Annotated in this window: 18 protein-coding genes, 1 pseudogene and 1 riboswitch; of the genes and pseudogenes, 14 read left to right on the top strand and 5 right to left on the bottom strand. The window is 73.3% G+C overall.

What is annotated here, in order from left to right:
- Window positions 1–22: 22 nt before the first annotated feature.
- On the top strand, window positions 23–820 hold the full coding sequence (locus OHS17_RS03845) for a thioesterase II family protein (protein ID WP_330311055.1): 798 nt from the start codon (window positions 23–25) through the stop codon (window positions 818–820).
- Here OHS17_RS03845 and OHS17_RS03850 read toward each other — a convergent pair.
- Window positions 810–1,520: a TetR/AcrR family transcriptional regulator gene (locus tag OHS17_RS03850; RefSeq protein WP_330311056.1), complete on the bottom strand. Its 711-nt coding sequence runs from the start codon at window positions 1,518–1,520 to the stop codon at window positions 810–812. The genes OHS17_RS03845 and OHS17_RS03850 overlap by 11 nt on opposite strands.
- A 79-nt stretch (window positions 1,521–1,599) precedes the next feature.
- Between OHS17_RS03850 and OHS17_RS03855 the strand changes: the two genes are divergently transcribed.
- From OHS17_RS03855 to OHS17_RS03885, 7 genes are read left to right on the top strand one after another with little or no spacing between them, the layout of a single operon-like run.
- Window positions 1,600–3,072 carry a DHA2 family efflux MFS transporter permease subunit gene (locus OHS17_RS03855; protein WP_330311057.1) on the top strand — a complete coding sequence of 491 codons (1,473 nt, stop codon included), beginning with the start codon at window positions 1,600–1,602 and terminating at the stop codon, window positions 3,070–3,072.
- 51 nt (window positions 3,073–3,123) lie between these two features.
- Window positions 3,124–4,161, top strand: coding sequence for an LLM class flavin-dependent oxidoreductase (locus OHS17_RS03860; RefSeq protein ID WP_330311058.1), 1,038 nt, complete (start codon window positions 3,124–3,126; stop codon window positions 4,159–4,161).
- A gap of 41 nt (window positions 4,162–4,202) precedes the next feature.
- The gene (locus tag OHS17_RS03865) at window positions 4,203–5,840 is read left to right on the top strand and encodes an ABC transporter substrate-binding protein (protein ID WP_330311059.1); all 1,638 of its coding nucleotides are present in this window, start codon (window positions 4,203–4,205) and stop codon (window positions 5,838–5,840) included.
- Window positions 5,837–6,802 carry an ABC transporter permease gene (locus OHS17_RS03870; protein ID WP_330311060.1) on the top strand — a complete coding sequence of 322 codons (966 nt, stop codon included), beginning with the start codon at window positions 5,837–5,839 and terminating at the stop codon, window positions 6,800–6,802. Before OHS17_RS03865 ends, OHS17_RS03870 begins: the two co-directional genes overlap by 4 nt.
- Window positions 6,799–7,671, top strand: a complete 873-nt coding sequence (locus tag OHS17_RS03875) for an ABC transporter permease (RefSeq protein ID WP_330311061.1) — start codon at window positions 6,799–6,801, stop codon at window positions 7,669–7,671. The genes OHS17_RS03870 and OHS17_RS03875 overlap by 4 nt, the downstream gene beginning before the upstream one ends.
- Window positions 7,668–9,290, top strand: coding sequence for an ABC transporter ATP-binding protein (locus OHS17_RS03880; RefSeq protein WP_330311062.1), 1,623 nt, complete (start codon window positions 7,668–7,670; stop codon window positions 9,288–9,290). Before OHS17_RS03875 ends, OHS17_RS03880 begins: the two co-directional genes overlap by 4 nt.
- Window positions 9,281–10,216: an alpha/beta hydrolase gene (locus OHS17_RS03885; protein WP_330311063.1), complete on the top strand. Its 936-nt coding sequence runs from the start codon at window positions 9,281–9,283 to the stop codon at window positions 10,214–10,216. The genes OHS17_RS03880 and OHS17_RS03885 overlap by 10 nt, the downstream gene beginning before the upstream one ends.
- 9 nt (window positions 10,217–10,225) lie before the next feature.
- On the opposite strand, the gene OHS17_RS03890 is transcribed toward OHS17_RS03885, so the two are convergent.
- From OHS17_RS03890 to OHS17_RS03905, 4 genes are all read right to left on the bottom strand, one after another.
- Window positions 10,226–12,733 carry a SpoIIE family protein phosphatase gene (locus OHS17_RS03890; protein WP_443066119.1) on the bottom strand — a complete coding sequence of 836 codons (2,508 nt, stop codon included), beginning with the start codon at window positions 12,731–12,733 and terminating at the stop codon, window positions 10,226–10,228.
- 139 nt (window positions 12,734–12,872) lie between these two features.
- On the bottom strand, window positions 12,873–13,061 hold the full coding sequence (locus OHS17_RS03895; RefSeq protein ID WP_018106190.1) for an antitoxin: 189 nt from the start codon (window positions 13,059–13,061) through the stop codon (window positions 12,873–12,875).
- 116 nt (window positions 13,062–13,177) lie between these two features.
- Window positions 13,178–14,710 (bottom strand): FG-GAP repeat protein, encoded by a 1,533-nt coding sequence (locus tag OHS17_RS03900; RefSeq protein WP_330311064.1) that lies wholly within the window; start codon window positions 14,708–14,710, stop codon window positions 13,178–13,180.
- 220 nt (window positions 14,711–14,930) lie between these two features.
- Entirely contained in the window at window positions 14,931–15,797 is an 867-nt protein-coding gene (locus OHS17_RS03905; protein WP_330311065.1) for a transglycosylase SLT domain-containing protein, read from the bottom strand.
- Window positions 15,798–15,800: 3 nt separating this feature from the next.
- A riboswitch (cyclic di-AMP (ydaO/yuaA leader) is annotated at window positions 15,801–15,985 on the bottom strand.
- 435 nt (window positions 15,986–16,420) lie between these two features.
- Here OHS17_RS03905 and OHS17_RS03910 point away from each other — a divergent pair.
- The 6 genes and pseudogenes from OHS17_RS03910 to OHS17_RS03935 form a co-directional block, all read left to right on the top strand.
- Window positions 16,421–16,792, top strand: a pseudogene (locus tag OHS17_RS03910) (SDR family oxidoreductase); the annotation flags it as partial.
- A 53-nt stretch (window positions 16,793–16,845) separates the two neighbouring features.
- Window positions 16,846–18,369 (top strand): (2,3-dihydroxybenzoyl)adenylate synthase, encoded by a 1,524-nt coding sequence (locus tag OHS17_RS03915; RefSeq protein ID WP_330311066.1) that lies wholly within the window; start codon window positions 16,846–16,848, stop codon window positions 18,367–18,369.
- Between the two features lie 48 nt (window positions 18,370–18,417).
- Complete coding sequence (locus OHS17_RS03920; RefSeq protein WP_330315143.1) at window positions 18,418–19,035, top strand: isochorismatase family protein; 618 nt, start codon at window positions 18,418–18,420, stop codon at window positions 19,033–19,035.
- 107 nt (window positions 19,036–19,142) lie between these two features.
- The gene (locus tag OHS17_RS03925; protein WP_330311067.1) at window positions 19,143–19,952 is read left to right on the top strand and encodes an alpha/beta fold hydrolase; all 810 of its coding nucleotides are present in this window, start codon (window positions 19,143–19,145) and stop codon (window positions 19,950–19,952) included.
- Window positions 19,953–20,131: 179 nt separating this feature from the next.
- On the top strand, window positions 20,132–22,342 hold the full coding sequence (locus OHS17_RS03930) for a HelD family protein (protein WP_330315144.1): 2,211 nt from the start codon (window positions 20,132–20,134) through the stop codon (window positions 22,340–22,342).
- Window positions 22,343–22,598: 256 nt separating this feature from the next.
- Window positions 22,599–25,904 (top strand): GH92 family glycosyl hydrolase, encoded by a 3,306-nt coding sequence (locus OHS17_RS03935; protein ID WP_330315145.1) that lies wholly within the window; start codon window positions 22,599–22,601, stop codon window positions 25,902–25,904.
- Window positions 25,905–25,947: the final 43 nt, after the last annotated feature.

Raw genomic sequence — 25,947 nt, forward strand, 5'->3', positions numbered from 1 at the left:
ATGTGAGAACCGAAGGCGATCCATGCACAAGCAAGAGACCGAAGAGGCAGGCCGGGGCGCGGGCGCGCGCCCGGAGACCTGGCTGCGCCGCTACCACCCCACGGGCGCCCGCGCCGAGCTGGTGTGCTTCCCGCACGCGGGCGGCGCGGCGGGGTTCTGGCGCCCGCTGTCCGACGCCGTACGGCAGGCGCTGGACGTGCGCGCCGTGCAGTACCCGGGCCGGCAGGACCGCTACCGCGAGGAGCCCCTCGATGATCTGCACCGGCTCGCCGATCTGATCGCCGAGGCCCTGGCGGCCGGTCCGGCCCCGGCCGGGCCGCGCGTGTTCCTCGGGCACAGCATGGGCGCCTCGCTCGCCCACGAGGTGGCGCTGCGGCTGTCCGGCGTACCGGGCCAGGGGGCGACGGCGCTGATCGTGTCCGGGCGGCGGGCGCCCTCGCGCCTGGGGTCCGGGGGGCCCGAGACGGACGAGGCACTGCTCGCCCGGGTCCGCGGGCTCGGCGGCACGGACCCGGCCGTGCTGGCCAACCCGGAACTGCTCGACGTGATCCTGCCGGCGTTGCGCGCCGACTACGCGGCCGTCGCGGGGTACGTGCCGGGCGGCGGTCTCCTGTCGTGCCCGGTCGTCGCCCTCACCGGGGACGGGGACCCGGAGGTGGCGCCGGACGACGTGGGGCCGTGGCGCGAGACGACCACGGGCGCGTTCGCGATGCGGATCCTGCCGGGCGGGCACTTCTTCCTGAACGACCATCTGCCGGCCGTCGCGGAGCTGGCCGTTTCCCTGTCCGCCGCCCCGGCCCAGGGGCCGCTCAGCCGCTGACCCCGCCGGAAGCCCCCGACGCCGCCCCCCGCGCGTCGGGGGCTTCCTTGTGGGTGCCGAAGGCCCGCAGGAAGGTGTCGACGCCCGCTGTGACGACCTCGGCGACCTCCGCCGGGTCCAGCGGGCGGGTGCCCAGCGCGCTCATCCCCGGCAGCTCGTCGTAGACCAGCGCGATGAACTGGTTGGCCGCCCTGACCGGGTCCCCGATCCGCAGGTGCCCGGCGTTGGCCAGCCGGGCGAGGCGGCCCGCGAGCGCCTCGGTGAACTGGTTGGGCCCGCTGGCCCGTACCGCGTCGAAGAGGTCCGGGAAGCGCACGGCCTCCGCGTACAGCAGCCGGCGTACGGCCTCGGACTGCTCGTCGCAGTAACAGTCGACCAGCTTGGTCGCCAGGTCCTCGAGCGCGGGGCGCAGCCGGTCCGGGTCGGTGGGGAAGTCGGTGAGGACGTCCAGGGTCTTGGCGTTGGACCGGGCCGCCGTCTCCGTCAGGACGTACCGGAAGAGCTTCTCCTTCGAGCCCAGGTGGTTGTAGATCGTCGGCTTGGAGACCCCGGCCTCGGCGGCGATCACATCCAGGCTCGCCTGGGCGTATCCGACCTGCGCGAAGACCCGCAGGGCCGCCTCCACGATCGCCCGGCGCTTGTCGAGGCGGCCGCGGTCCGCCGGGCGCCCGTCCTTCTCTTCCTTCTCGCCAACGCTCATGCGCCCATGCTACGGTGCCAGCCACCTGATTTAACTACCCAGTTAAATTTTCTGGCTGAGTCGGTTCAAAGGAGTTGCTGTGTCTGTAACGAAGCCGGTGGGAAGCGGGCCCGCCCGGCTCGATGGAGCGCTGCTGACGCTGGTCGGCGTCATGGTGCTCGGCGGGATGATGTCGTATCTGGACGCGACGATCGTCAACGTCGGGATCAGCACCCTGGGCGGCGAGTTCCACGCGACGCTGGCCACCATCGAGTGGGTCACCACCGGCTATCTGCTCGCGGTGGCCCTGGCGATTCCGCTGGCCGGCTGGGCGGTGACGCGGTTCGGCGCCAAGCGCATGTGGCTGCTCGGCCTCTCGGTGTTCCTGATCGGCTCGACGCTCTGCGCCTTCGCCCGGAACGCGGAGAGCCTGATCGCCTTCCGCGTCGTCCAGGGCTTCGGCGGCGGCATGGTCGATCCGATCATGATGACCGTGGTGGCGGGCGCCGCGGGACCGGCGAGGATCGGCCGGGTCATGGGCCTGGTCTCCGTCCCGATCACGCTGGGCCCGGTGATCGGCCCCGTGGTCGGCGGGCTGCTGCTGGACAACTTCTCCTGGCAGTGGATGTTCCTGGTCAACATCCCCTTCGCGCTGGCCGCGATCGTGCTGGCCGTCCGGGTGCTCCCGGCGGATCCGCCGCCGAGCGGCGACCCCGTGCCGTTCGACGCGCTGGGCGTGGCCCTGCTCTCCCCCGGTTTCGCCGCGATCGTGTTCGCGCTGTCCCGGGCGGGCGGCGACGGCTTCGGCGGTACGCAGGTGATCGTCGGGCTCGCGGTGGGCGTCGCCCTGTTCGCCGCGTACGCCGTGCACGCGCTGCGCACCCCGGCGACGCCGCTGCTGGACCTCCGACTGTTCGGCAGCAAGGGGTTCAGCGCGAGCGTGACCACGATGTTCCTGCTCGGCGGCGGGCTGTTCTCGCTGCTGTTCCTGCTGCCGCTGTACTACCAGCAGGTGCGCGGCCACACCGTCCTGGAGTCCGGGCTGCTGCTCGCCCCACTGGGCCTCGGCACCCTGATCGGCATGCCGGTCGCGGGCAACCTCGCCGACAAGGTGGGCGCCCGGCGGCTGGTCCCGGCCGGTGCGCTGCTGATCGGCGTCGGCGCCCTGGTCTTCACCGGTTCGGGCTCCGGCACCTCCCAGGCCGCCCTGACCGCCGCCCAGTTCGCCGCCGGTTTCGGCATGGGTCTGGTCGGCGCGCCGACCATGGGCTCGGTCTACAAGACGGTGCCGGGCGAGTCGGTCGCCGGTGCCACGGGCGCGGTCTTCATCCTCAACCAGATCGGCGCCTCGCTCGGCATCGCCGTCGTCGCGCTGATCCTCCAGAGCGGCGGCTCCCACGCCGCCCCCACCGCCGACTCCTTCTCCGACGCCTTCTGGTGGCCGGTCGCCGCGGCCGTCGTGGTCTTCGCCGCGGGTCTGCTGCTGCCCGGGAAGCCCGGGAGCGGACCGGCCGCCGCCGGGGCGCCGGAGGAGGCGTCCGCGGGCCCGGAGCCGGTCACCGGCCGCACCTGAGCCGTACGCGTCGCCCCTCACCCGCTCGTCCGCCCCCTCCCGGAGGTCTCCATGAGCCGTCCCCGCGGCTTCCCCCTGTCCGTGCTCGACGTGGTGCCCGTCTTCGAGGGCGGCTCCGCGACCCGGGCGCTCCGCGACACCGTCGCCCTGGCCCCGCGCATCGAAGAACTCGGCTACCTGCGCTACTGGGTGGCCGAGCACCACAGCACCCCCAGCCTCGCCACCTCCGCGCCCGGCATACTCGCCGGACGCCTGGCCGCCGCCACGACCACGCTGCGCGTCGGCTCCGGCGGCGTCCTGCTGCCCAACCACGCGCCGCTCGTCGTCGCCGAACAGTTCGGCACCCTGGAGGCGCTGCACCCGGGCCGCGTCGACCTGGGCCTCGGCCGGGCGCCCGGCACCGACCCGCACACCGCCCGCGCCCTGCGCCGCGCACCGGAGGACGGGGACGGCTTCGCCCGTCAGGTCGCCGAGCTGAACGGCTACTTCGCGCCCGGCGACCCGGCGTCACCGATCACCGCCGTGCCCGCCGCCGACGGCAGGCCGGAGCTGTGGCTGCTCGGGTCCAGCACGGCCGGCGCCGGACTCGCCGGATCGCTGGGCCTGCCGTACGCCTTCGCGCACCAGATCAACCCGCACGCGACCGCGGACGCCCTGGACCACTACCGGCGGTCCTTCCGGCCCTCGCCGTACCTGGACCGGCCGCGCACCCTCATCTCCGCGCTGGTCACCGTCGCCGGCACGGACCGGGCCGCCCGGGAGGTCGCGGCGCCTTATCTGCTCGGCAAGACACGGATGCGTACGGTGCGCCGCTTCGACGCGTTCCCCTCGGCCCGGACCGCGGCCGGCCACACGTACACCGAGGCGGAGGCGCAGTTCCTGGACGAGCTGGCGGGGCATCAGCTGATCGGGGCGCCGGACACCGTGCGCGGCAGGCTGGCGGACCTGGTGGCGCGCACGGGGGCCGATGAGCTGATGGCCCTGACCGTGGTGCCGGACCAGACGGACCGGCTGCGCTCGTTCGAACTGCTCGCGGAGGCCGCGCGGGACGTCCGGCCCGAACCGGCCCGGCTCCGGACCGCTCCGTGACCCACGTCCGGCCCCCTCTCCCCTCGTACCCCGGAGCCCTCATGCACCAGCCGCGCCTTCGCCGATCCGCTCTGCTGCCCGTCCTGCTCCTCGCCGCCGTCACCGCGTGCAGCACGGACGGCGGTGCCTCGTCCGCCGGTCCGGCGAAACCCCGCAGCGGCGGCAGCCTCACCTACGCGGCGCAGCAGGAGCCGGACTGCTGGGATCCGCACACCAGCGCGCAGGACGTGACCGCCTTCGTCCAGCGCCCGGTCTTCGACTCGCTCGTCCACCAGACCCCGGACGGGGAGCTGGAGCCGTGGCTGGCGAAGTCCTGGAAGACCTCCGAGGGAGGCCGGACGTACACCTTCGAGCTGCGCGACGACGTCACCTTCCACGATGGCAAGCGCCTCGACGCGGCGGCGGTGAAGGCCAACTTCGACCACATCACCGCCAAGGCGACCCGGTCGCAGTACGCGGCCGGGCTGCTCGGCCCGTACGAGGGCACCACCGTGAAGGGGAAGTACGAGGCCGAGGTCCGCTTCAGCCGTCCGTACGCGCCCTTCCTCCAGGCGGCGAGCACCACCTATCTGGGCATGGCCTCGCCCGCCTCGCTGAAGGCGGGCGCCGACACGCTCTGCGCGGGCACCGGCTCGGTCGGCTCCGGGCCCTTCGAGGCCGGTGCCTACACCCGGGGCCAGCAGCGCGGCTACACCAGGAACGCCGCCTACGCATGGGCCCCGAAGGGCGCCGGTCACAGCGGGCCCGCCCGGCTGGACGCGTTCACCATCCGCTTCCTCACCGAGGACGCCACCCGGGTGGGCGCCCTGACGTCCGGTCAGGTCGACGCGGCGGCCGCGCTGCCCGCGAACCGCATAGCGGCCGTACGCCGCGACGCCCGGCTGGACGTCGTGACGAAGGATGTCCCGGGCGCGGTCGACACCTTCTACCTGAACACGAAGAGCCCGCTCTTCTCGGACGAGCGGGTACGCAAGGCGTTCCAGCGGTCCATCGACCTGGACGCCCTGGTGAAGTCGGTGTTCCAGGGCACCGGCACCCGCGCCTGGAGCACCCTCTCCCCCGCGACTCCGCACAGCTACGACCCCGCGCTGGTGAACAGCTGGCCCTACGACCGGGCGCTCGCCGGCCGGCTCCTGGACCGGGCGGGCTGGACAGGGCGCGACGCGGAGGGCTACCGGACGAAGAACGGCGAGCGGCTGACCGTGACCGCCCCGGTCTACGGCCAGGCGTCGGTGTTCTCGCAGGCCGTGCAGGGCGACCTGAAGAAGGCGGGCATCGACCTGAGGCTCGCCGCCTCCACCGACGCGACGGCGGTCTCCGCCCAGCTGGACGAGGGGCGTTACGACGTGGTCGAGACGTCCTGGGCGCGCGGCGACGGCGACATCCTCAGCAGCTTCTTCCTCTCCACCGAGTCGTCCGAGGGCGGCGGGCACAACTTCGCCAGGGTCACCGACCCGCAGGTCGACGCCTGGCTGAAGAAGGCACAGGCCGCGACCTCGCCGGACGAGCGCGCCGCGTACTACGGCAAGGTGCAGAAGTGGACGACCGACCACGCCGCGGTGGTCCCCGCGTACGTGCAGAAGGCCGCCGTCGGGGTCAACAAGAAGGTGCACGGGCTGCGGCTGTCCCTGTCGGCGTGGCCGGAGTTCTACGCCGCCTGGGTCGAGGCCGGCCGATGAAACACCCGCACGCGTCCGCCGTGGTCCGGGCCGTCGCGGCCCGGGCCGGGGCGGCGGTCCTCGTCGTCTGGGGGGCCGCCACCTGCGCCTTCCTGGCGCTGCACCTCATCCCCGGCGATCCGGTCGCCGCGATCGTCGGGTCCCATGCCCTGGTCGGCGCGGAGCAGCGCGAGGAGATCCGCCACCACTACGGCCTCGACCGGTCCCCGCTCATCCAGTACGGCGCGTATCTCCGGCGGCTGGCCACCGGCGAGCTGGGCGACTCGTACCAGGTGCAGCAGCCGGTCTCCTCGCTGCTGGCCGGTCAGATCGGGCCGACCGCGCAGCTCGCGCTGTGGTCCTCGCTGGTCGCGGTGGTGCTGGCGGCGACGGTGACCGTGCTGACGTCGGGGCGTTCCCGGTGGCCGCGCCGGGTGTCGTCGGCGGTGGAGCTGCTGGTGGTGTCCACGCCGTCGTTCTGGCTCGGGATCATGCTGCTGACGGTGTTCTCGTTCCGGCTGGAGTGGCTGCCGGTCTCCGACAGCGGTGACGCCCGCTCGCTGGTCCTGCCGGTGATCACGCTGGCGCTGCCCATCGCGGCGGTGCTCACGCAGGTGATGCGGGAGGGGCTGCTCGGGGCACTGGAACAGCCGTTCAGCCTGACCGCGCGCTCGCGGGGGCTCGCCGAGCACACCGTGCGCTCGCGCCACGCACTGCGCCACGCCGCGCTGCCGGCGCTCACCCTCACGGGCTGGTCTACCGGGACACTGCTGGGCGGCGCGGTGGTGGTGGAGAACGTGTTCGCGCGCCCGGGCCTCGGCCGGATCACCCTCCAGGCGGTGAGCGACCGCGACCTGCCGGTGGTGCAGGGCGTGGTGGCGCTGTCGGCCGTGGTGTTCGTGCTGGTCGGCGCGGTGGTGGAGCTGCTGTACGTGGTCGTGGACCCCCGGCTGCGCAGGGGTACGGGGGTGGCCGCCGCATGAGCGCCGAACAGGCGGTACGGGCCGGGGCACCGGTCGCGGCGGTCCGCAGGGGCCGTACGGGCCGGGTGCGGCCGGGGGTGCTCGCCGCCGCCGTGCTGCTGGGGCTGATCCTGCTCGCCGCGCTGGCTCCGGGGCTCCTGGCCCACGGCAGCCCGGCCGATACCGACCCGGTCCACGCGCTCCAGGCACCGGGCGCGGCGCACTGGTTCGGTACGGATCAGCTGGGGCGGGACGTCTTCGCCCGGGTGGTGCACGGCACCCGCTACTCGCTGGCCATCGGGGCGGCGGCGACGGGTGCCGGGGTCGGGCTCGCCGTGGTGTGGGGGCTGGGCGCCGCGCTGTCCGGCCGGTTCGGCGACGCGGTGCTGATGCGGGCCGCCGACGCGCTGCTGGCACTGCCCGGACTGCTGCTGGCCCTGATGGTCGTGCTCATCGCGGGCAAGGGGGTGCCGGGCACCACGGTCGCCGTGGCGGTGGGGACGGCGCCCGGGTTCGCCCGGGTGGTGCGGGCGCAGGCACGGGTGGTGCGCCGGTCCGGGTATGTCGAGTCCGCCGTGGCGCTGGGCGTGCCGCGTCCGCTGATCGTGCTCCGCCATGTGCTGCCGAACACGCTGGGGCCGTTGCTGGTGCTGGCGACGGTGACGCTCGGGGCGTCCATCTCGACGGGGGCGGCGCTGAGTTATCTGGGTCTCGGGGCGCAGCCGCCGACGCCCGAGTGGGGGGCGATGCTCACGGAGGGCCAGGGGTTCCTGGACCAGGCGTGGTGGATCGCACTCTTCCCGGGCCTCCTGCTGGTCTCCACGGTCCTCGCGGTCACCGTCGTGGGCCGCCACGTGCAGGCACGAGCGGAAGGACGGGCCGCCTCATGACGACAGCATCGACGAGGAAGGCCCTGTTCGATGTCGCCGGGCTGAACGTGCGCTTCGGCACCGGACCCGGCGAGGTGCACGCGGTGCGCGACGCCGCGTTCTCGCTCGACGCAGGCCGGTGCCTGGCGGTCGTCGGCGAGTCGGGCTCCGGGAAGAGCGCGCTCGCCCGCGCCCTGCTCGGCCTCGCGGGCCCGACCGCCCGGGTCACGGCGGACCGGCTGCGCGTCGCGGGCCGCGAGGCGCGGGATTTCGGGCCGCGCGAGTGGCGTGCGGTACGGGGCCGGCGCGTCGGCCTCGTCGCGCAGGACGCGCTGGTGGCGCTGGACCCGCTGCGGCCCGTCGGCAAGGAGATCGCGGAGCCGCTGCTCGCCCACCGCGTCGTCCCGCGCAAGGAGGCCGGGGCGCGGGTCCTCGCCCTGCTGGAGCGGGTCGGGGTGCCCGACCCCGCGGAACGGGCGCGGGCCTACGTCCACCAGCTGTCCGGCGGGCTGCGGCAGCGGGCGCTGATCGCCTCGGCCATCGCCGCCGAGCCCGGTGTGCTGATCGCGGACGAGCCGACGACCGCCCTGGACGCCTCGGTCCAGTCGCGCGTCCTGGGGCTCCTGGGCGAGCTGAAGGAGGGCGGCACCGGGCTGCTCCTCATCAGCCACGACCTGGCGGTCGTCGAGGCGCTGGCGGACGAGGTGGCCGTGATGAAGGACGGCGCCATCGTGGAGCACGGGCCGGCCGAACGGGTGCTGGGCGCCCCTGAACACCCTTACACCAAGGAACTGCTGGCGGCGATCCCGGGGAGTGGTCCGCCTCGCGCGCTTCCGGCCGCGCCTCCGGACGACGGCGGCGGGCCGCTGCTCGCCGTCTCCGGGGTCCGCAAGGTGTTCAAGGGGGCGCGGGGCAGCCGCAGAACGGCGGTGGACGGGGTGTCGTTCACCGTGCGGCCGGGCGAGGCGGTGGGCCTGGTCGGCGCGTCCGGGTCGGGCAAGTCGACGCTGGCCCGGATGGTGCTGGGGCTGGTCGCGCCCGACGGCGGGACGGTGGAGCTGGACGGGGCGCCGTGGAGCACCCTGCGCGAGCGGGACCGGCGGGAGCGGCGGCACACCGTGCAGCTCGTGCCGCAGGATCCGCTCAGCGCGTTCGACCCGCGGTGGAGCGTGGAGCGGATCGTGGGCGAGGCCCTGGCCGTGTCCGGGGTGGCGCGCGCGGAGCGCCGGGAGCACACCGTACGGCTCCTGGAACAAGTGGGCCTGTCCGCAGCGCACTTGGCGCGCGGGCCGCTCGCGCTGTCCGGCGGGCAGCGTCAGCGGGTGGCCATCGCGCGGGCTGTGGCGCCCTCGCCCCGGCTGCTGGTGTGCGACGAGCCGGTGTCGGCCCTCGATGTGTCCGTACAGGCCCAAGTGCTCGGCCTGCTGCGGTCGTTGCAGGACGAGCTCGGGCTGGCGACGCTCTTCGTCTCGCACGATCTCGCGGTCGTACGGGAGGTGTGCGCGCGGGTGCTGGTGATGGAGGACGGCCGGATCGTGGAGTCCGGAGCGGTGGAGCGGGTCTTCGCCGAGCCCGCGCACCCGTACACGCGGGCCCTGCTGGCAGCGGTGCCACGGCGTCGGGAGCGGGCATGCCGGTGACGGGGCGGCTGGCCGACGCGGTCGCGGCGCACCGGGCAGGCCCGCGGCCGCTGGACGAGCTCCCGGCCATGCCGGGGACCGAGGTCACGGAGCGCTGGATTCCGGGGGTTGCGGGTGCGCCCCGGGTACGGGTGCGGGTCTACCGGCCGGCCGGGGCGGGGGCCGCGCTGCCCGCGGTGCTGTGGATCCACGGCGGGGGCTTCGTGCTCGGCAGCGTGGACGCGGTCCACCACGCGGCCGCGCGGGCGGCGGCGTTCGCCTCCGCGGTGGTCGTGGCGGTGTCCTACCGGCTGGCCCCGGAGGACCCGTTCCCGGCGGGGCTGGACGACTGCTGGGCCGCGCTGGAGTGGACCGCCGGACACGCGGCGGAGATCGGGGCGGACCCGGCCCGGATCGCCGTCGCGGGCGCCAGCTCCGGCGGCTGTCTCGCCGCCGGTCTCACCCTGCTGGCCCGGGACCGGGGCGGCCCGGCCCTCGTCCTCCAGCACCTGAGCACCCCGGTGCTGGACGACCGGCTGGACACGGACTCGATGGCCGCGTTCCCGGACACCCCGGTCTGGAACCGCCGCCTGGCCCGGGAGAGCTGGGAGCTGTATCTGGGGCCGGGCGGTGGCGGGCCCCACGTACCGGCGTACGCGGCGCCGGCGCGCGCGGCGGACCTGGGCGGGCTGCCCCCGGCGTACCTCTCGACCGCGGGGCTCGATCCGCTGCGCGACGAGGGCCTGCTGTACGCGCTCCGCCTCGCCCGGGCCGGGGTGCCGGTGGAGGTGCACCACTTCCCGGGCGCGTACCACGCGTTCGGCGGCTGGGCGGAGACGCCGGGCTCACCGGACACCGATGCGCCCCGCCGGGTGGCGGCGGAGCACCTGACCGCGCTGCGGCGGGGGCTGCACGCGGGCGGGCCCGGCGGCCCGGGGGCGGGCTGAGGCGGCCGGTCAGGCGTCGTCCCCGGTCCACCGGGCCGCGAGGAGCAGGGCGATGTCGTCGGGCCGGTCGGCGGCCTGGCGGGCCCGGCGGATGACGTGGTCGGCGGTGTCGGCGAGCGGGGCGGCGCCCAGGCCCTGGAGGGTGGCGCGCAACCGCTCGACCCCGACGTCGATGTCGATGCCCGCCTGCTCGACCAGGCCGTCCGTGTACAGGGCGAGCGTGGCGCCCGGGTCGAGGTGCAGTTCGGTGACGGGGTAGCCGGCCTCGGCGTCGATGCCCAGGACGATGCCGCCCGGGAGGTCCATGACCTCGGCGGTGCCGTCGGGGCGGCGCAGGACGGGCTGGGGATGCCCGGCGCGCACGGCGTGCGTCCGGCCGGTGGCCGGGTCCGTCACGATGTAGCAGCAGCTCGCGAACTGGCCGGTGTCCAGGTCGATGAGCAGCCGGTTGGTGCCGCTCATGACCTCCTGGGGGTCGTGGCCGCTGAGCGCGAAGGCCCGTACGGCGCTGCGGACCTGGCCCATGGTCGCGGCGGCGGACACGCCGTGCCCCTGCACGTCCCCGATGACGAGGGCGAGGCGGCCGTGGGTCTCGATCACGTCGTACCAGTCGCCGCCGACGTCCATGCCCTGGGTGCCGGCGAGGTAGCGGCCCTGGGTGTCGATGCCGCGGACGGCGGGCAGCCGGTGCGGCAGCAGGGCGTCCTGGAGGCCGCGGGCGAGGGCGGCCTCGGTGTCGTAGCGCTGGGCCCGCTGGAGGGCCTGGGCGATGAGGCCGGCCAGGGCGGTCAGGACCGTGCGCTCCTCCGGGCTGAAGCCGCGCGGCTGGTCGAAGCCGAGGATGCAGGAGCCGACGAGCCGCCCGGAGGCGATGAGCGGGAGGAAGGCGCGGGCGCCGACGTCGGCGTCCATGGGGATGCCCGGGTAGGCGGCGGCCAGGCGCTGCATCGACTCGAAGAAGATGGGGCGCCCGGTGGTGAGCGTTTCCACGCCGGGGATGCGGGCGTCCAGGCCGACCGCGTCGAACCGGTCGAGGAAGCCCTGCGGGAAGCCGGTCTCCCACTCCAGGTAGAGGTGGCCCTCCTTGAGCAGGTAGATCGCCAGTTGCCGGCCGCCGAATGCGGGGAGCAGCTCCTCGGTGACCACGCGGGAGACCTGCCGGGCGGTGACGGCCTCGGTGAGCGCGATGGCGAGGGCGACCGGCCGGTACAGGGCGGCGGACCGGTCGGCCGGTGAGCCGAGCCCCAGCCCGGGCGAGACGACGGAGTCCGGGGTGTAGGCGGGCGTGTCGGTGGGCGTGAGGACCGCGGTCAGGCCGTCGTGCCCGGGGTACAGGGAGACCGAGAGCCAGGGGGGCGGATCGCGGCGGGCGAGGAAGTGGACCGGGGCGTCGGAGATCATCGCGGCCCGGTAGTGGTCCTCGTACGCCGGGTTCGCGAACCACGGCAGCGCCTCCCAGAACACCCGGCCGACCAGGGCGGCCCGGGGCCGGCCGAGCATGTCCTCGGCGAGCGGGTTGACGTAGGTGATCCGGCCGAAGCGGTCGAGCGAGAAGATGCCGCGCGGCAGCCGGTCCGCGGCCTCGGCGACGACCGGGCCGATGCCCAGGTCCACCAGGAAGCCGGTCAGGTGTCCGCCGGGCCCCGCGTCGTCCTGCCGGCGCCCGGACACCTCCAGCAGGTGGGAACGCCCGTCCGGGCCGCGCAGCCGCATCCGGCGTACGACGGGGCCGCGGGAGCCCGCCGCCTGCCGGGCCAGCGCCCAGAGGCCGTAGACGTCCTCCGGGGCGAGCCGGGCGGCCAGGGAGTCGATGGTGCCGTGGAAGTGGTTGGATCCGTCGCTGCCGAGGATCGCGGCGAGCTCGTCGTCCGCGTCGACGGCGCCGGTGGCGAGGTTCCAGTCGAAGCGGCCGATGCGCACGGGCGGCGAGGTCCTGGCGGGCAGCTGTACGGGAAGGGGCTCGCCCTCCCACTCGGGCCGGATGCCGGCGTCCGCGAGGCCGGCCAGTTCGGCGCCCAGGCCGTCGGCGACGCGCTGCAGGCGGGCCCGGTCGGCGGCGGGCACCGGCTCGTCGCCCGTCGCACCGCGCAGGACGACGAGGACGCCGACCGGTTCGCGGCGGCGCAGCACCGGCACGTACAGGGAGCCGAAGGGGAACGGCAGCCCGGCCATCAGCTGCGGGAAGCGCCGCATGGCGTCCTCGGCGTCGGAGAGGTACACCGGGCTGCCGGTGCGGAACGCCTCGGCGACCGGGAACGGCCGGTTCACGTGCATCCGCCACCAGGGGAGGAACAGGGGGCCGGGGAGCCCGGCGAGGACGGCCAGCCGGAGCAGGCCGGGGGTGCGGGAGGGGAGGTAGACCCCGCCGGCCCGGCCGCCGACCGCCTCGATCGCGTTCACGACGGACTGGGCGAGCACCAGGGACAGGTCGTCCGGCGCCCGGCTGTCCTCCGGTCCTCGGGGCGGGCCGTCGCTCGGACCGAACGGCAGCCGCCCGGCCGCGCCGTGCCAGGTCACACAGCCAGGATGCTCCCGGGCGGCCGGTGCGGCACGTCGGAGGCGCCCGGCCCGGGCGGACGGCCGGGGGCGCGACGCGCGGAAGCGGTGGACACCACGGCTGTGGCGTCCACCGCTCCCTCACGGTCCGTGCAAGCGCCTACCGGCCCTCACCGGGCGGGCGGCGGTCACCGAGCTGGTCGTTCATCTTCTGCTGAGCCGAGTCGACCTGGCCCTCGTACTTGCCGCCGGTCTTCTTGTCGACGAAGTCGCCGCCCTTCTCGACTCCCTGGCGGGCCTGGTCCGGATGCCCCTTGATCATGTCCTTGATCTTGTCGAGCATGCCCATGACTGACCTCCTAGAGACGCTGACCGTTCCAGCATCCACGCCCCGCCGTGCCCTCGCATTCCGGGACGGCCGGGTCAGGGCGGGGTCAGGGCGGGGTCAGGGCGGGTCCGGGCGGCCTACTCGTCGATCGCCCCGCCGAAGTGGGCCTTCGTCCGGGGGGCGCCGAGCGATCCGCCGTCGAAGGTCCACGATCCGGTGGCCGTCACACCGCCCTGGCCGGCGGGCAGCACCCAGACGACCCCGTTGGACACGTCCTCGCCGGGGGCGGCGGCCAGGAGGCCGTACCGTCCGTCGCCGTCGGGGTCGATCAGGCGCACCTGGCCGCCCCACTGGTCGTTGCTCTCGGGCACCCCGGGGACGTCCGCGGAGTCCTGGTCCCAGGAACGGGCCCCGGCCGCCGTCAGACCGCCGGCCGCTCCGCGCAGCAACCATACGGCTCCGGTGTCGCCCCGGGAGAGGTCCGAGCCCGGCGCGCCGACGTCCTCCAGCGGGGCGCCGATGGCCACGTCCGCGTAACCGTCGCCGTCGGTGTCGGCCACCGACAGATCGCTGCCCCAGCGGTCGCCCTCTTCGGAGACCCCGGGGACGCCCGGGGAGTCCTGCGTCCACCAGACGGGCTCGGTGCCGGGCCCGGCGGCGCCGACGACCGGGCCGTCACCGGCGCTGCCGTAGTAGACGCCGACCACGCCGCCGTCCGGGGAGCCCCCGCTGGTGGCGTCTGGGCGGCGCGGCGTCCCCGTGACGAGGTCGTCGTAGCCGTCGTTGTTGATGTCACCGGAGGCGACGGCGGGGCCGCCGCGCAGGGAGCGCTCGAAGCGGAGCCCCTGGACCTGGCCGGAGAAGTAGGCGGACCAGCCCTCTCCGTGGTTCGGGCCGGCGGCCGTCCCGGAGACGACGAGGTCGGCGAGGCCGTTGCCGTCGTAGTCGCCCGTGGTCAGCGACTTCGGGTCGATCTCGTGTCCGGGTTCGGCCGGGATCACGTTCTCGCGCTGGGCGGGGGCGAGGGGCGCGGCGTCGGCGTCCTTCTTCAGCAGGGCGGGTTCGTAGCGGAAGAGCATGAGGTCGAACAGGTCGGTCACGGCCAGCTCGTCGCCGGGGACGTCGGGGCTGAAGTGGGCGGCCGCGAGGGCGCTGCCGAATCGCGCCCAGGCGGTGGGCTCGCCGGCCTGGAGCCAGTCGCTGTCCGTGCCGGTGAGGCCCTGCGGGGACCCCCAGAGCACGACGGCGCCGCCCGCGTCCGCCAAGGGCTCGATGTCCTCGCCCGGGACGCCGATGATCGCGTCGTCGTAGCCGTCGCCGTTCAGGTCGCCGGTGGCCACGGACTGGCCGAAGGCGTCGCCCGCCTCGGCGGCGCCGCGCACCCCGGCGGTGTTCTGGCTGAAGACGGCGGACGGGCTGGTGCCGAGGCCGCTGCGGGAGCCGTACTGGACGGTGACGAAGCCGGCGCCGGGCTTGCTGTCGATCGTGGCGCCCGAGGCGCCGATGAGCACGTCCTCGTAGCCGTCGCCGTTGAAGTCGGTGTTGCGGTCCTTCGCCTGGACGGCGCCGGGCGCGGACGGACCGGCGTAGGCGGAGGGCGCGGCGATGGCCGCGCCCGTCAGCAGGAGGATCGAGGCCGCGAGAACGGCGGCCGAACGGTACGTACGCACAGGTGGCTCCTTGGATCAAGGATGGCCGGGCGACTCCGGGGGGTGCCGGGAAGAGCCCGCTGTCTTCCCGGACGCCGTGTTCGACACCGCTTGTGCCACAAGGGTTGTACGGCTTTTCCGCGACAAGAGCGTGACGGCATGCGAAAGGGGCGGGAAGAAGCGCTTCCGCTTCTTCCCGCCCCTGTTCACGGCCCTGCCCCGAGCGCGGGGCCGGTTTCGGTCAGTACGCGCCGAAGACGTTGTCCATCGAGCCGTACGTGGCGGCGGCGTAGTTGCACGCGGCCGTGATGTTGGCGACCGGGTCGTAGATGTCCGTCGACGTACCGGGCACGTGGTAGGCGTCGAAGGTGGGCTGGATCACCTGGAGCAGGCCCTTGGAGGGGGTGCCGTTGACGGCGTTGATGTCCCAGTTGTTGATCGCCATCGGGTTGCCCGAGGACTCCCGCATGATGTTGCGGTAGATGCCGTCGTAGCTGCCGGGGATGCCCTGCTGCCCCATGATGGCGAGGGATTCCTTGATCCAGCCGTCGAGGTCGTCGGTGTACGCGACGGCCGCCTGGGTCTCGGCGGGCTTCTCGGCGGCGACCGGGACGGCGGTGCGCTCGGAACGGTCGGCGCGGTCGGCGCTCTCGGTCCGGGGGGCCGTGTCGCCGTTCTTCTCGGCGCTCTCCGCCTTGAATGCGCTCTTCTCGGCGGCCTTCGGGGCAGCGGCCTCGGACTTGGCGCCGATGGTGAGCTTCAGGCCCGGGTGAATGAGGTCGGGGTTGCCGCCGACCGCACCGCGGTTGTCCTTGTAGAGCCGCTCCCAGCCACCGCTGAGGGAATGGCCCTGGGCGATCTTGTAAAGCGAATCGCCGGACACCACGGAATAGGTGGTGGGCGCGGCCTTGCGCGCGGCAATTTCCTTGCCGGCGACGGAAGTCGGGGCCGCGGCCTTTTCGGCGACGACGGTCTTGGCGGGGGCGGCGGAAGCCGATCCGGCCGTGATCAGGGGGAGTGCGAGAACGGCTCCGCCCGCGCTGACGGCGATGAAACCGCGGGTCAGGGACGCGGACTTGGCACGACGGTGCTTACCCGGGATGGGCATGGGGTATTTCCTCTCCGTCGCCTACGAGGTGAGCTGTCGGGTTCGGACTGGAGATGTCCGGTCGCGCATGGCGACTTCACCCCTAGCCGCTCCGGATTCCGGACCGGCGGCAAACCTGGGTCCCCCGCTCCTGCCGTACGTGAGTGGTCGGGTTCCCGGACGGCGGCAGGATTCGGCGTTCCATCCGGATTGATGACGGGACCGTAAGCGAGAAACGACGGCCGGAACAAGCCCGGAATTGCTGATCACAATTGTTTTGCAAGATCAATCAAAGGAAATGCTCATGATCGCCCGCGCCGGGGGAAGTCAAATTTCTTGGCACGACTGGGAACCGGGAGATCGGATTGCGCGTCAGAAACGGCCGACGTGACGCTGCCCACTGAAGCCGGAATGGGGGCGTTCGCCCGTTTTGGTCGCATCTGACCGCATCAAAACCACTCCGAACGCCCGCAATTGGCATTTTGCTCATACACGAGCAAAAGGGACACAGGGTGGCTCGCGACCGGGCGGAATCACCGGTTCCGGCCCTCCGTTCGCGTGATCACTCTATGGTTAGGCTTACCTAAGTGTTGCCGCCCCTGTTCACCGTCCTAGGGCCTGTCGTCAAACTGCCGTCGCCCGCCAACGCCGCCGGCATCCCCCGTACGACCATGGCGGCGTACGCCGCGTCCAAGGCCGCCTCCGTCATGTTCACCAAGTGCCTCGGCCTGGAACCGGCCCCCCTGGGCGTCCGCTGCAACACCGTCTCGCCCGGCTCCACGCTCACCGACATGCAGCGCGGGATGTGGCCGGCCGGTGAGGCGCACGACGACGGGCCCGCCGCGCAGCGCGTCATCGCCGGGGACCTGGCGAGCTACCGCACGGGCATCCCGCTGGGCCGGATCGCCGAGCCGTCCGACATCGCCGAGGCGGTCGCCTTCCTCGTGTCCGACCGGGCCCGCCACATCACCCTGCACGACCTGTACGTCGACGGCGGCGCCACCCTGCGCGCCTGACCCGTCCGCCCGGCGCCCCCGCAAGCGGCTCCTCCCCCTGGAGACCTGAAACGATGACTGCCTCTCCGTACGACGACGCCCCGGCCTGGCCCGCAGAGTTCGCCGCCCGCTACCGCGCGGCCGGCCACTGGCGTGGCGAGACCTTCACGAGCATGCTGCGCGAACGGGCCGAGGCCCACGGCGACCGCGTCGCGCTGGTCGACCCCGCGCCCGAGCGCCGCGCCTGGGCGTACCGGGAGCTGGACGAGCGCGCGGCCCGGCTGGCGGCCGGCTTCCGGGCACGCGGGATAGCCAAGGGCGACCGGGTCGTCGTCCAGCTGCCCAACATCGCCGAGTTCGCCGAGGTCGTCTTCGCCCTCCTCCGGATCGGCGCGCTCCCCGTCTACGCGCTGCCCGCCCACCGCGAGACGGAGATCCCGGGCGAGCACACCGCCCTGTCCGACGTGCCGTGCGACGCGTCCGGGGAGCCCGAGGACGGGCCCGAGCCGCACGACCTGGCCTTCCTCCAGCTGTCCGGCGGCACCACGGGGGTGCCCAAGCTCATCCCCCGTACGCACGACGACTACATCTACTCGCTGCGCGGCTCCAACGAGATCTGCGGCGTCGGCGCGGACACCCGCTTCCTCGTGATCCTGGCCGCCGCGCACAACTTCCCGATGAGCTCGCCCGGCTGGCTCGGCACGCTGTACGCGGGCGGCACCGTCGTCCTGTGCCCGCGCCCCGACCCGGCCACGGCGTTCCCGGTCATCGAACGGGAGCGCGTCACCATGACCGGCATGGTGCCGCCGCTCGCCCTGGTGTGGACGGACGCGGCCGCTTCGGCGGAGCAGGACCTGTCGAGCTTCGAACTGGTCCTCGTCGGCGGCGCCAAATACAGCGAGACGGCCGCCCGGCGCCTCGAACCGGCGCTCGGCTGCCGGCTGATGCAGGTCTTCGGCATGGCCGAGGGCCTCGTCAACTACACCCGGCTGGACGACGACCACGAGACCGTCGTCTCCACCCAGGGCCGGCCGATCTCCGAGGACGACGAGATCCGCATCGTGGACGACGCCGGACAGGACGTCCCCGACGGCGAGTTCGGGCATCTGCTGACCCGGGGCCCGTACACGATCCGGGGTTACTGGCGCGCGCCCGAGCACGACAGGACCGCGTTCACCGAGGACGGGTTCTACCGCACAGGCGACATCGTGCGCCGCACCCCGACCGGCCATCTCGTCGTGGAGGGGCGGGCGAAGGACCAGATCAACCGGGGCGGCGAGAAGGTCGCGCCGGAGGAGATCGAGAACATCATCCTCGCCCACCCCTCGGTGCACGACGTGTCGGTGGTCGGTGTGGCCGACCCCAATCTCGGTGAACGCACCCTGGCGTACGTGATCCTGCGCGAAGGCGCCGAACCGCCCGGGGCGCTCGCCGTCAAGCGGCACGTACGCGAACGCGGAATCGCCGCGTACAAGGTGCCCGACCTCGTCGAATTCGTGGACGCCTTCCCGCAGACCGGGATCGGCAAGGTCAGCAAGAAGGGCCTGCGCACCGACGCGACCCCCGCCTCCGCGTCAACTCCGCCCGCCCAGAACTGAGTCCGCCCCGCGCGGCACCGAAAGGCTCCCCTCACGGCACTTCCCGCCATCGCCCCCTATCCCCTGCCGAGCCCCGGCGAACTCCCGGCGAACCGGGTCGGCTGGACCGTCGACCCGGCGCGCGCCGTGCTGCTCGTCCACGACCTCCAGAACCACTTCCTGCACGCGTACCGCCCCGGCGAGGAGCCGCTGACCGGCATGCTCGCGAACACCGCCCGCGTGATCGAGGCCGCCCGCCGCGCCGGAATCCCGGTGGTGCACTCGGCGCAGCGCGGTGGTCAGAGCGCCGAGGAGCGCGGTCTCCAACTCGACTTCTGGGGGACGGGGATGGCGGACGACCCGGAGGCGCTGGCCTCGCCGGACGAGGTGGCGCCCGCGCCGGGCGACACGGTGCTCACCAGGTGGAAGTACAGCGCGTTCGTCCGCACCGGGCTGGAGTCGCTCATCCGCGACGACGGCCGCGACCAGCTGATGATCACCGGGGTGTACGCGCACATCGGTGTGCTGATGAGCGCCGCCGACGCGTGGATGCGCGACATCCAGGCGTTCGTGGTGGCCGACGCGGTCGCGGACTTCTCCCGCGAGGAGCACGACATGGCGCTGCGCTGGGCGGCGGGCCGCTGCGCGGTCGTGACGACGACGGACGCGCTGCTGAAGGAGATGTGAGCCCGCGCGCCTGACTCCATCATTACCGATACATCTAAAAAGATGCAGTACGGTGGGGTCACCGCCGGCGCCCTCCCCGCCGGTGACCCCACCGGCCGGAAGACCCCATGTTCCTCGACACCGATGGCGCCACCCTGTACTACGAGGTCCGGGGCACCGGTCCGCTGCTACTCGTCTCGCAGAGCGGTGAGGGCGATGCCGGCCGGAGCGCCGACCTGGTCGACCGCCTCACCGACCGGTACACCGTGGTCACGTACGACCGCCGGGGCCTGTCCCGCAGCACCTGCGCCGCCTCCGGGCGGAGCGTGACCATGGAGCAGCACGCCGACGACGCGTACCGACTGCTCGCCGAACTCACCGATGAACCCGCCCTGATACTCGGGTGCAGCATGGGCGCCGCGATCGGGCTCCACCTCGCGGTGACCCACCCCGGCCGGCTGCGCACCCTCGTGGCGCACGACCCGGTCAGCCCCTCCCTGCTGCCCGCGGGCCCGCGCGCCGGGCACGCGGCGGAACTCGCCCGCCTCCAGGAGGTGTACCGGCAGGGCGGGTTGCGGGCCGCCCTCCCGGAGATCGCCCGGGTCCTCGGCATCGACCCGGCCCGCCAGGAGACCGAACCGGACCTGACGCCCATGCCGCTCACCCCGGAGCGGGCCGCCAACTTCGGCTTCTTCATCGCGCGCGACTTCACAGCGGTCATCAAGGCCGAACTCGACACGGAGGCGCTGCGGACATCCCCGGTGCGCATCGTGCCCGCCGGGGGTGCCACCACGGCACCGCACGCCTTCGTCGGACAGTGCGCGCACCGGCTTGCCCGGCTGGCCGGGCGGGAGGTCGTCACCTTTCCCGGCGGGCACAACGGCAACACCACCCACCCCCGCGCGTACGCCGCGCGGCTGCGCGAGGTCCTGGCGTAGACGCGGCCCCGGGTCTCCCGGGGCAAAGAGAAATCCCCGGTCCGCAATTGCGGACCGGGGATTTCCTCACGTATATTGAGTGATTCTGTGCGCCCACAGAAAAAGGCCCGTCACCGGGGGCCAACAAGAATCACCATATCCGTCAGGGAGCTGTTTTGTCAACTCGGGAAACCGCCGAATTGCAGAAGGAACAGGAATACATCGACCGGCTCCACCACCGTGTCGACGTGCTGCGCGGTGACGCCGCCGAGCAGGTCCAAGACGCCCTGACGCCGGTCGGCACCGGCCAGCAGGCCCGGCTCGAACGCGATGTCCTGGTCGCCGAGCGCTCCGGTCTGCTCGCCGCACTGAACGCGGTGGACGGCTCGCTCTGTTTCGGCCGAATCGATCTCACGAACGGCGTCGCGCACCATATCGGCCGTATCGGAATCCGCGAGGACGACACCGAACACACGCCTTTGCTGATCGACTGGCGTGCCCCGGTCGCCCGCCCCTTCTATCTCGCCACGCATCACACCCCGATGGGTCTGCGCAGGCGCCGCCACCTCACGACCGAGGGCCGCACGGTCACCGAGCTGCATGACGAGATCCTGGACGTCGGGGACCATGAGCGCACCGGTTTCGAGGACCCGAGCGGCGACACGGTCCTGCTCGCCGCGGTGAACTCGGCGCGGACCGGACGCATGGCGGACATCGTGCGGACCATCCAGGCCGAGCAGGACCGCATCATCCGCGCGCCGCACCGGGGCGTCCTGGTGGTCGAGGGCGGGCCCGGCACCGGCAAGACGGCCGTCGCCCTGCACCGGGCGGCGTTCCTGCTGTACGAGCAGCGCGAGCTGCTGGCCAAGCGGGCGGTCCTCATCGTGGGCCCGAACCCGGCCTTCCTCAGCTACATCGGCGAGGTGCTGCCGTCGCTCGGTGAGACCGGTGTCCTCCTCGCCACCCAGGCCGAGCTGTTCCCCGGCGTCCACGCCCGGGGCGCGGACACCCCCCGGGCGGCGGCCGTGAAGGGCGGCGCGGCCATGGCCGAGGCCCTGGAGCTCGCGGTGCGGGACCGGCAGCTGCTGCCCGAGCCCGGCGCCCCGCTGATCGTCCCGCACGACGACGGCGACCTGGTCCTCGACTGGGAGATCGCCTACGAGGCCCGGCAGGCGGCCCGGGACACCCGGCTGCCGTACAACCTGGCCCGGCCGCACTTCGCGTTCCGGATCATCGACGCGCTGACCGCCCAGCTCACCGAGCGCATCGGCGCCGACCCGTACGGCGGGCCCAACTTCCTGGGCCCGGACGACATCGCCCAGCTCGGCAAGGCGGTCGCGGTCAGCCAGGAGGTGCACGCCGCGATCGAGGAGCTGTGGCCGGTGCTCACCCCCGAGGGCTTCCTCACCGACTACCTGGCCGAGCCGGTCCACCTGCCGGACGCGGACGCCGAGGCCATCCGGCGGGCGCCCGGCGAGGGCGCGTGGACCCCGGCCGACGTGGCGCTGCTGGACGAGGCCGCGGAACTGCTCGGGACCGACGACAGCGCCGAGCGGGCGGCGGCCGAGGCGGAGCGCCAGGAGCGGATCGCGTACGCCCAGGGCGTCCTGGAGCTGTCCCGGGGCTCGGAGTCCTTCGAGTTCGAGGACGAGGAGTCGGAGCTGCTGGCCGCGCACGACATCATCGACGCGGAGCGGATGGCGGAGCGCCAGGAGGAGGCCGATCACCGCTCCGCGGCCGAGCGGGCCGCCGCCGACCGGACGTGGGCGTTCGGGCACATCATCGTGGACGAGGCGCAGGAGCTGTCGCCGATGGCGTGGCGGCTGCTGATGCGGCGGTCGCCGACCCGGTCGATGACCCTGGTGGGCGACCCGGCGCAGACCTCCGAGGAGGCCGGAGTCGGCTCCTGGCAGGACATCCTCGAGCCGTACGTCGGCGACCGGTACGAGCATGTGCGGCTGGCGGTCAACTACCGTACGCCCGCCGAGGTGATGGAGGTCGCGGCGAAGGTGCTGCGGGCCGAGGACCCGTCGTTCGAGCCGCCGGGCTCGGTGCGCTCCACGGGCGAGGTGCCGTGGGTGCGGGAGACCGGGGCGGATCTGGCGGGTGCGGTGGCGCGGGCAGTCGAGGAGCTGACGCCCGGCGAGGGCCGCCTCGCGGTGATCGCGCCGCGCGAACTGCACGAGGAGATCGCGGCGCCGCTGGACGGGGTGGTGCCCGGCGGCGAGCCGGATCTGACCCGCACGGTGGTACTGCTGGGGCCCCGGCAGGCCAAGGGCCTCGAATTCGACCACGTCCTGGTGGTGGAGCCCGGCCGGTTCGGCACGAGTGACCTGTACGTGGCGCTGACCCGGGCCACGCAGCGGCTGGGCATCCTGCACCGGGAGGCGCTTCCGGCGTCCCTGCGCTGACGTTCCGGGACAACCGGGGGCGCGGGCCGGGCTGTTGCATGGAGGCAGCCCGGCCGGACGGGCGGATTCCGGGGAGCCTTGACACCCCGGACCGGCAGGAGGAGCATCCTCACGTCGCTGACAACGTTGTCGGGGCCTCGTCGTTCCTCCGCGGTCACGGCGCCGGGCTCCCGCCGCGTTGACCGTCCGTCACATCAGAAGGGCAGGAACGGTGCCACAGACGCACACACGTCGTACGCACACCGCGATCCGGGCCGTGGGCTCCGTCACGGCCGCCGCCTTGGCCGTCGCGGGGCTCACGGCCGCCGCCGCCCCCGCTTCGGCCGCACCGGCCCGGGACACCGTCAGGAACCCGGTGTCGTACGTCGATCCCCTCATCGGCACGTCCAACGCGGGCAATACCTACCCGGGCGCCGTGCAGCCGTTCGGCATGCTGGCGTGGAGCCCGCAGAACTCGCGGGGCAAGCAGGTCTCGACCCCCGCGCCCGGCGGCTACCAGTACGACGCGAAGAAGATCCGCGGCTTCAGCCTCACCCACCTCAACGGGGTGGGCTGCTCGGGCGCGAACGGCGACATCCCGATCATGCCGTACGTGGGTGACGTGGACTCCTCCCCCACCTCGGACACCACCGACGCGAAGTACGCGAGCGACTTCTCGCACGACGACGAGACGGCCACCCCCGGCTACTACAAGGTCGGCCTGGCGAGCGGCGCTTCGGCGGCGCTGACCACGACCGCCAGGACGGGGTCCGGGGAGTTCGGCTTCCCGGCGGACAAGCCGGCCAGCCTGCTCTTCCGCACCTCCAACTCGGAGACCGGCAGTACCGACGCCACCGTGCGGATCGACAAGGCCGCGCGGACGGTGACCGGGTCGGTCACGGCGGGCAACTTCTGCGGTCCGCAGAGCGCGAACAACCGCAAGGACCTGTACACGCTGTACTTCACCGCCCACTTCGACAAGCCCTTCGCGAAGACCGGCACCTGGAAGGACGGCACGCTCACCCCCGGCTCCACCTCCGCCTCCGGCGGTACGGGCTACAGCTCGTCCGGCAACGCCGTGGAGGGCAAGGGCTCCGGCGGTTACGTCACCTTCGCGGACGGCACCACCGAGGCGCGCGCCAAGGTGGCCGTCTCGTACGTCAGCGCCGCGAACGCCGAGGCCAACCTCCGCAAGGAGAACGGACCGGGCAAGAGCTTCGGCACGGTGAAGCGGCAGGCCGCCGCCAACTGGAACGAGGCGCTGAAGGCCGTCGAGATCGGCGGCGGCACCGAGACGCAGCGCACCGCGTTCTACACCGCGCTCTACCACTCCATGCTGGAGCCGACCCTCACCAGCGACGTGGACGGCCGCTACCTCGGCGCCGACCGCAAGCCGCACCGGCTGTCCAAGGGCCAGAAGGCGCAGTACGGCACCTTCTCCGGCTGGGACCAGTACCGGGCGCAGGTGCAGTTGATGGCGCTGCTCAACCCGAGGGCGGGCAGCGACTACGCGCAGTCCCTGTTCAACTACGCGAACCAGCGGGACGGCGAGTGGGACCGCTGGCTGCTGCAGAACGGCAAGACGAGCGTGATGTCGGGCGACCCGTCCGACGCGGCGCTGGCCGGGATCTACGCCTTCGGCGGCCGTGACTTCGACGTCAAGGGAGCGCTGAAGTCCCTGGTCACGGCGGCGACCGTGCCGACCGCCAACGACTCCGACAGCTCCGGCTGCAACGTCGAGTGCGTGGGCCAGCGCCCCGCGCTCGACAAGTACCTGGAGCTCGGATACGTACCGGCGGACAACTGCCACTGCTGGGGCGGGGCGGCCGAGACGCTGGAGGACGCGGCGGCCGACTACGGTCTGTCGGAGCTGTCCCGGCGGCTGGGCAACAAGGGCGACGCCAAGAAGTTCCTGGACCGGTCGGGCAACTGGACGAACGTCTTCGACGCCAACGCCACCGAGCAGGGCGGGTACATACGCGACCGGAAGTCCGACGGCAGCTGGGCGGGCACCTTCACGCCGGGCACCGGCGCCGGGTTCGTGGAGGGCACCAGCGCCCGGTACACCTGGATGGTCTACTCGGACGTGGCCGGTCTCGCCGGTGCGATGGGCGGCAACGAGCGCGCCACGGAGCGGCTCGACGCGTTCTTCCGTACGCCGGACGGGAAGTTCGACTTCTCCGCGAAGGACGGCACGCGTTACGACCCGACGAACGAGCCCGACATCAACGCGCCCTACCTGTACAACTACTTCGGCGCCCCGTACAAGACGCAGGAGACGGTCCGGGCGGAGCTGGACCAGCTGTGGACCGACGGTCCCGGCGGGATTCCGGGCAACGACGACGCGGGGACCATGTCGTCCTGGTACGTCTTCTCGGCGCTCGGCATGTATCCGCAGAACCCGAGCCGTGCCGATCTGACGCTGACCGCGCCGCTGTTCCCGCACGCGGTGGTGCACACCGGGCACGGCAAGAAGATCACCATCGAGGCTCCGGCCGCTTCGGCGGACCACACGTACATCCACGGGCTGAAGGTGAACGGCCGTACGTCCACGAAGCCGTGGGTCGGTGACTCGCTGGTGGAGCACGGCGGGCGGCTGGACTTCACCCTGGGCACGACGCCCGACACCACCTGGGGCAGCGCACCGGCCGACGCGCCGCCGTCCTTCCCCGGCGGCGGGCTGAAGTACTTCACGGGCGCCTCCCCGGATCAGCTCAAGGTCGAGCCGGGTGGCGAGGGCACGCAGACCGTGGTCAAGGTGCAGAGCCTGGAGACGAAGGCCACCACGGTGCACTGGGAGGCCCAGGCGCCGGAGGGGGTCACCGTGACCCCGTCGGAGGGCGACTTCACGGTCCCGGCGAGCGGCGCGGCACAGGCGAAGCTCACCGTGTCGGCGGGGAAGGACACCGCCGAGGGCTACTACACGGTCCCGGTGACGCTGACCTCGTCGGCGGGCACGGAGCTGCCGAAGACGTCGGCGGCGGTGACGGTCGCCGAGAAGAACGGGCTGCTGTGGAACCGCAACAGCACCGGGACCTCGGCGGACGACGAGAATCCGCAGGCCAACTTCGACGGTGAGGGCTGGAGTTACTCGGCCCAGGCGCTGGCGGCGGCCGGTGCGGCGCCGGGCGGCACGGTCTCCTCGGGCGGCTTCGACTTCACCTGGCCGGAGGTGAAGGCCGGTGACCCGGACAACATCGAGGTCGTCGGGACGGGCCCCCAGGTGCTGAACGTCGCCTCCGGCGAGGGTGACACGAAGCTGGCGTTCCTCGGGAGCGCCGCCGAGGGCAAGGCGTCGGGCACGGTGACGCTCACGTACACCGACGGCACCACGCAGCAGGCGGAGATCGGCTTCAGCGACTGGACGCTGGGCGGCGGCTCACAACAGCCGTCGTACGGGAACACGGTGGCGGTGCACACCGAGTACCGCGATGTGCAGGGCGGCGGAAAGGACCCGGTGGGCACCGAGATCTTCACGACCGCGCCGATCGCGCTCCAGGCCGGGAAGCAGCTCGCGTCCGTGACGCTGCCGGGCACCACGGAGGGCGGGATCATCCACGTCTTCGCGGTGGCCACCGCCTGACCGGATCCGCGCAACGGCAAGGGCCGGTCCCCCGCGCGGGGGA

Source organism: Streptomyces sp. NBC_00523, assembly GCF_036346615.1.
GTDB lineage: Bacteria > Actinomycetota > Actinomycetes > Streptomycetales > Streptomycetaceae > Streptomyces.

What these genes read in the sequence shown, in the direction of transcription:
- OHS17_RS03905 (WP_330311065.1), bottom strand. Translation starts at nt 15,797, where the DNA reads ATGCCCATCCCGGGTAAGCACCGTCGTGCCAAGTCCGCGTCCCTGACC.
- OHS17_RS03880 (WP_330311062.1), top strand. Translation starts at nt 7,668, where the DNA reads ATGACGACAGCATCGACGAGGAAGGCCCTGTTCGATGTCGCCGGGCTG.
- OHS17_RS03850 (WP_330311056.1), bottom strand. Translation starts at nt 1,520, where the DNA reads ATGAGCGTTGGCGAGAAGGAAGAGAAGGACGGGCGCCCGGCGGACCGC.
- OHS17_RS03875 (WP_330311061.1), top strand. Translation starts at nt 6,799, where the DNA reads ATGAGCGCCGAACAGGCGGTACGGGCCGGGGCACCGGTCGCGGCGGTC.
- OHS17_RS03925 (WP_330311067.1), top strand. Translation starts at nt 19,143, where the DNA reads ATGTTCCTCGACACCGATGGCGCCACCCTGTACTACGAGGTCCGGGGC.
- OHS17_RS03885 (WP_330311063.1), top strand. Translation starts at nt 9,281, where the DNA reads ATGCCGGTGACGGGGCGGCTGGCCGACGCGGTCGCGGCGCACCGGGCA.
- OHS17_RS03845 (WP_330311055.1), top strand. Translation starts at nt 23, where the DNA reads ATGCACAAGCAAGAGACCGAAGAGGCAGGCCGGGGCGCGGGCGCGCGC.
- OHS17_RS03860 (WP_330311058.1), top strand. Translation starts at nt 3,124, where the DNA reads ATGAGCCGTCCCCGCGGCTTCCCCCTGTCCGTGCTCGACGTGGTGCCC.
- OHS17_RS03870 (WP_330311060.1), top strand. Translation starts at nt 5,837, where the DNA reads ATGAAACACCCGCACGCGTCCGCCGTGGTCCGGGCCGTCGCGGCCCGG.
- OHS17_RS03895 (WP_018106190.1), bottom strand. Translation starts at nt 13,061, where the DNA reads ATGGGCATGCTCGACAAGATCAAGGACATGATCAAGGGGCATCCGGAC.
- OHS17_RS03865 (WP_330311059.1), top strand. Translation starts at nt 4,203, where the DNA reads ATGCACCAGCCGCGCCTTCGCCGATCCGCTCTGCTGCCCGTCCTGCTC.
- OHS17_RS03915 (WP_330311066.1), top strand. Translation starts at nt 16,846, where the DNA reads ATGACTGCCTCTCCGTACGACGACGCCCCGGCCTGGCCCGCAGAGTTC.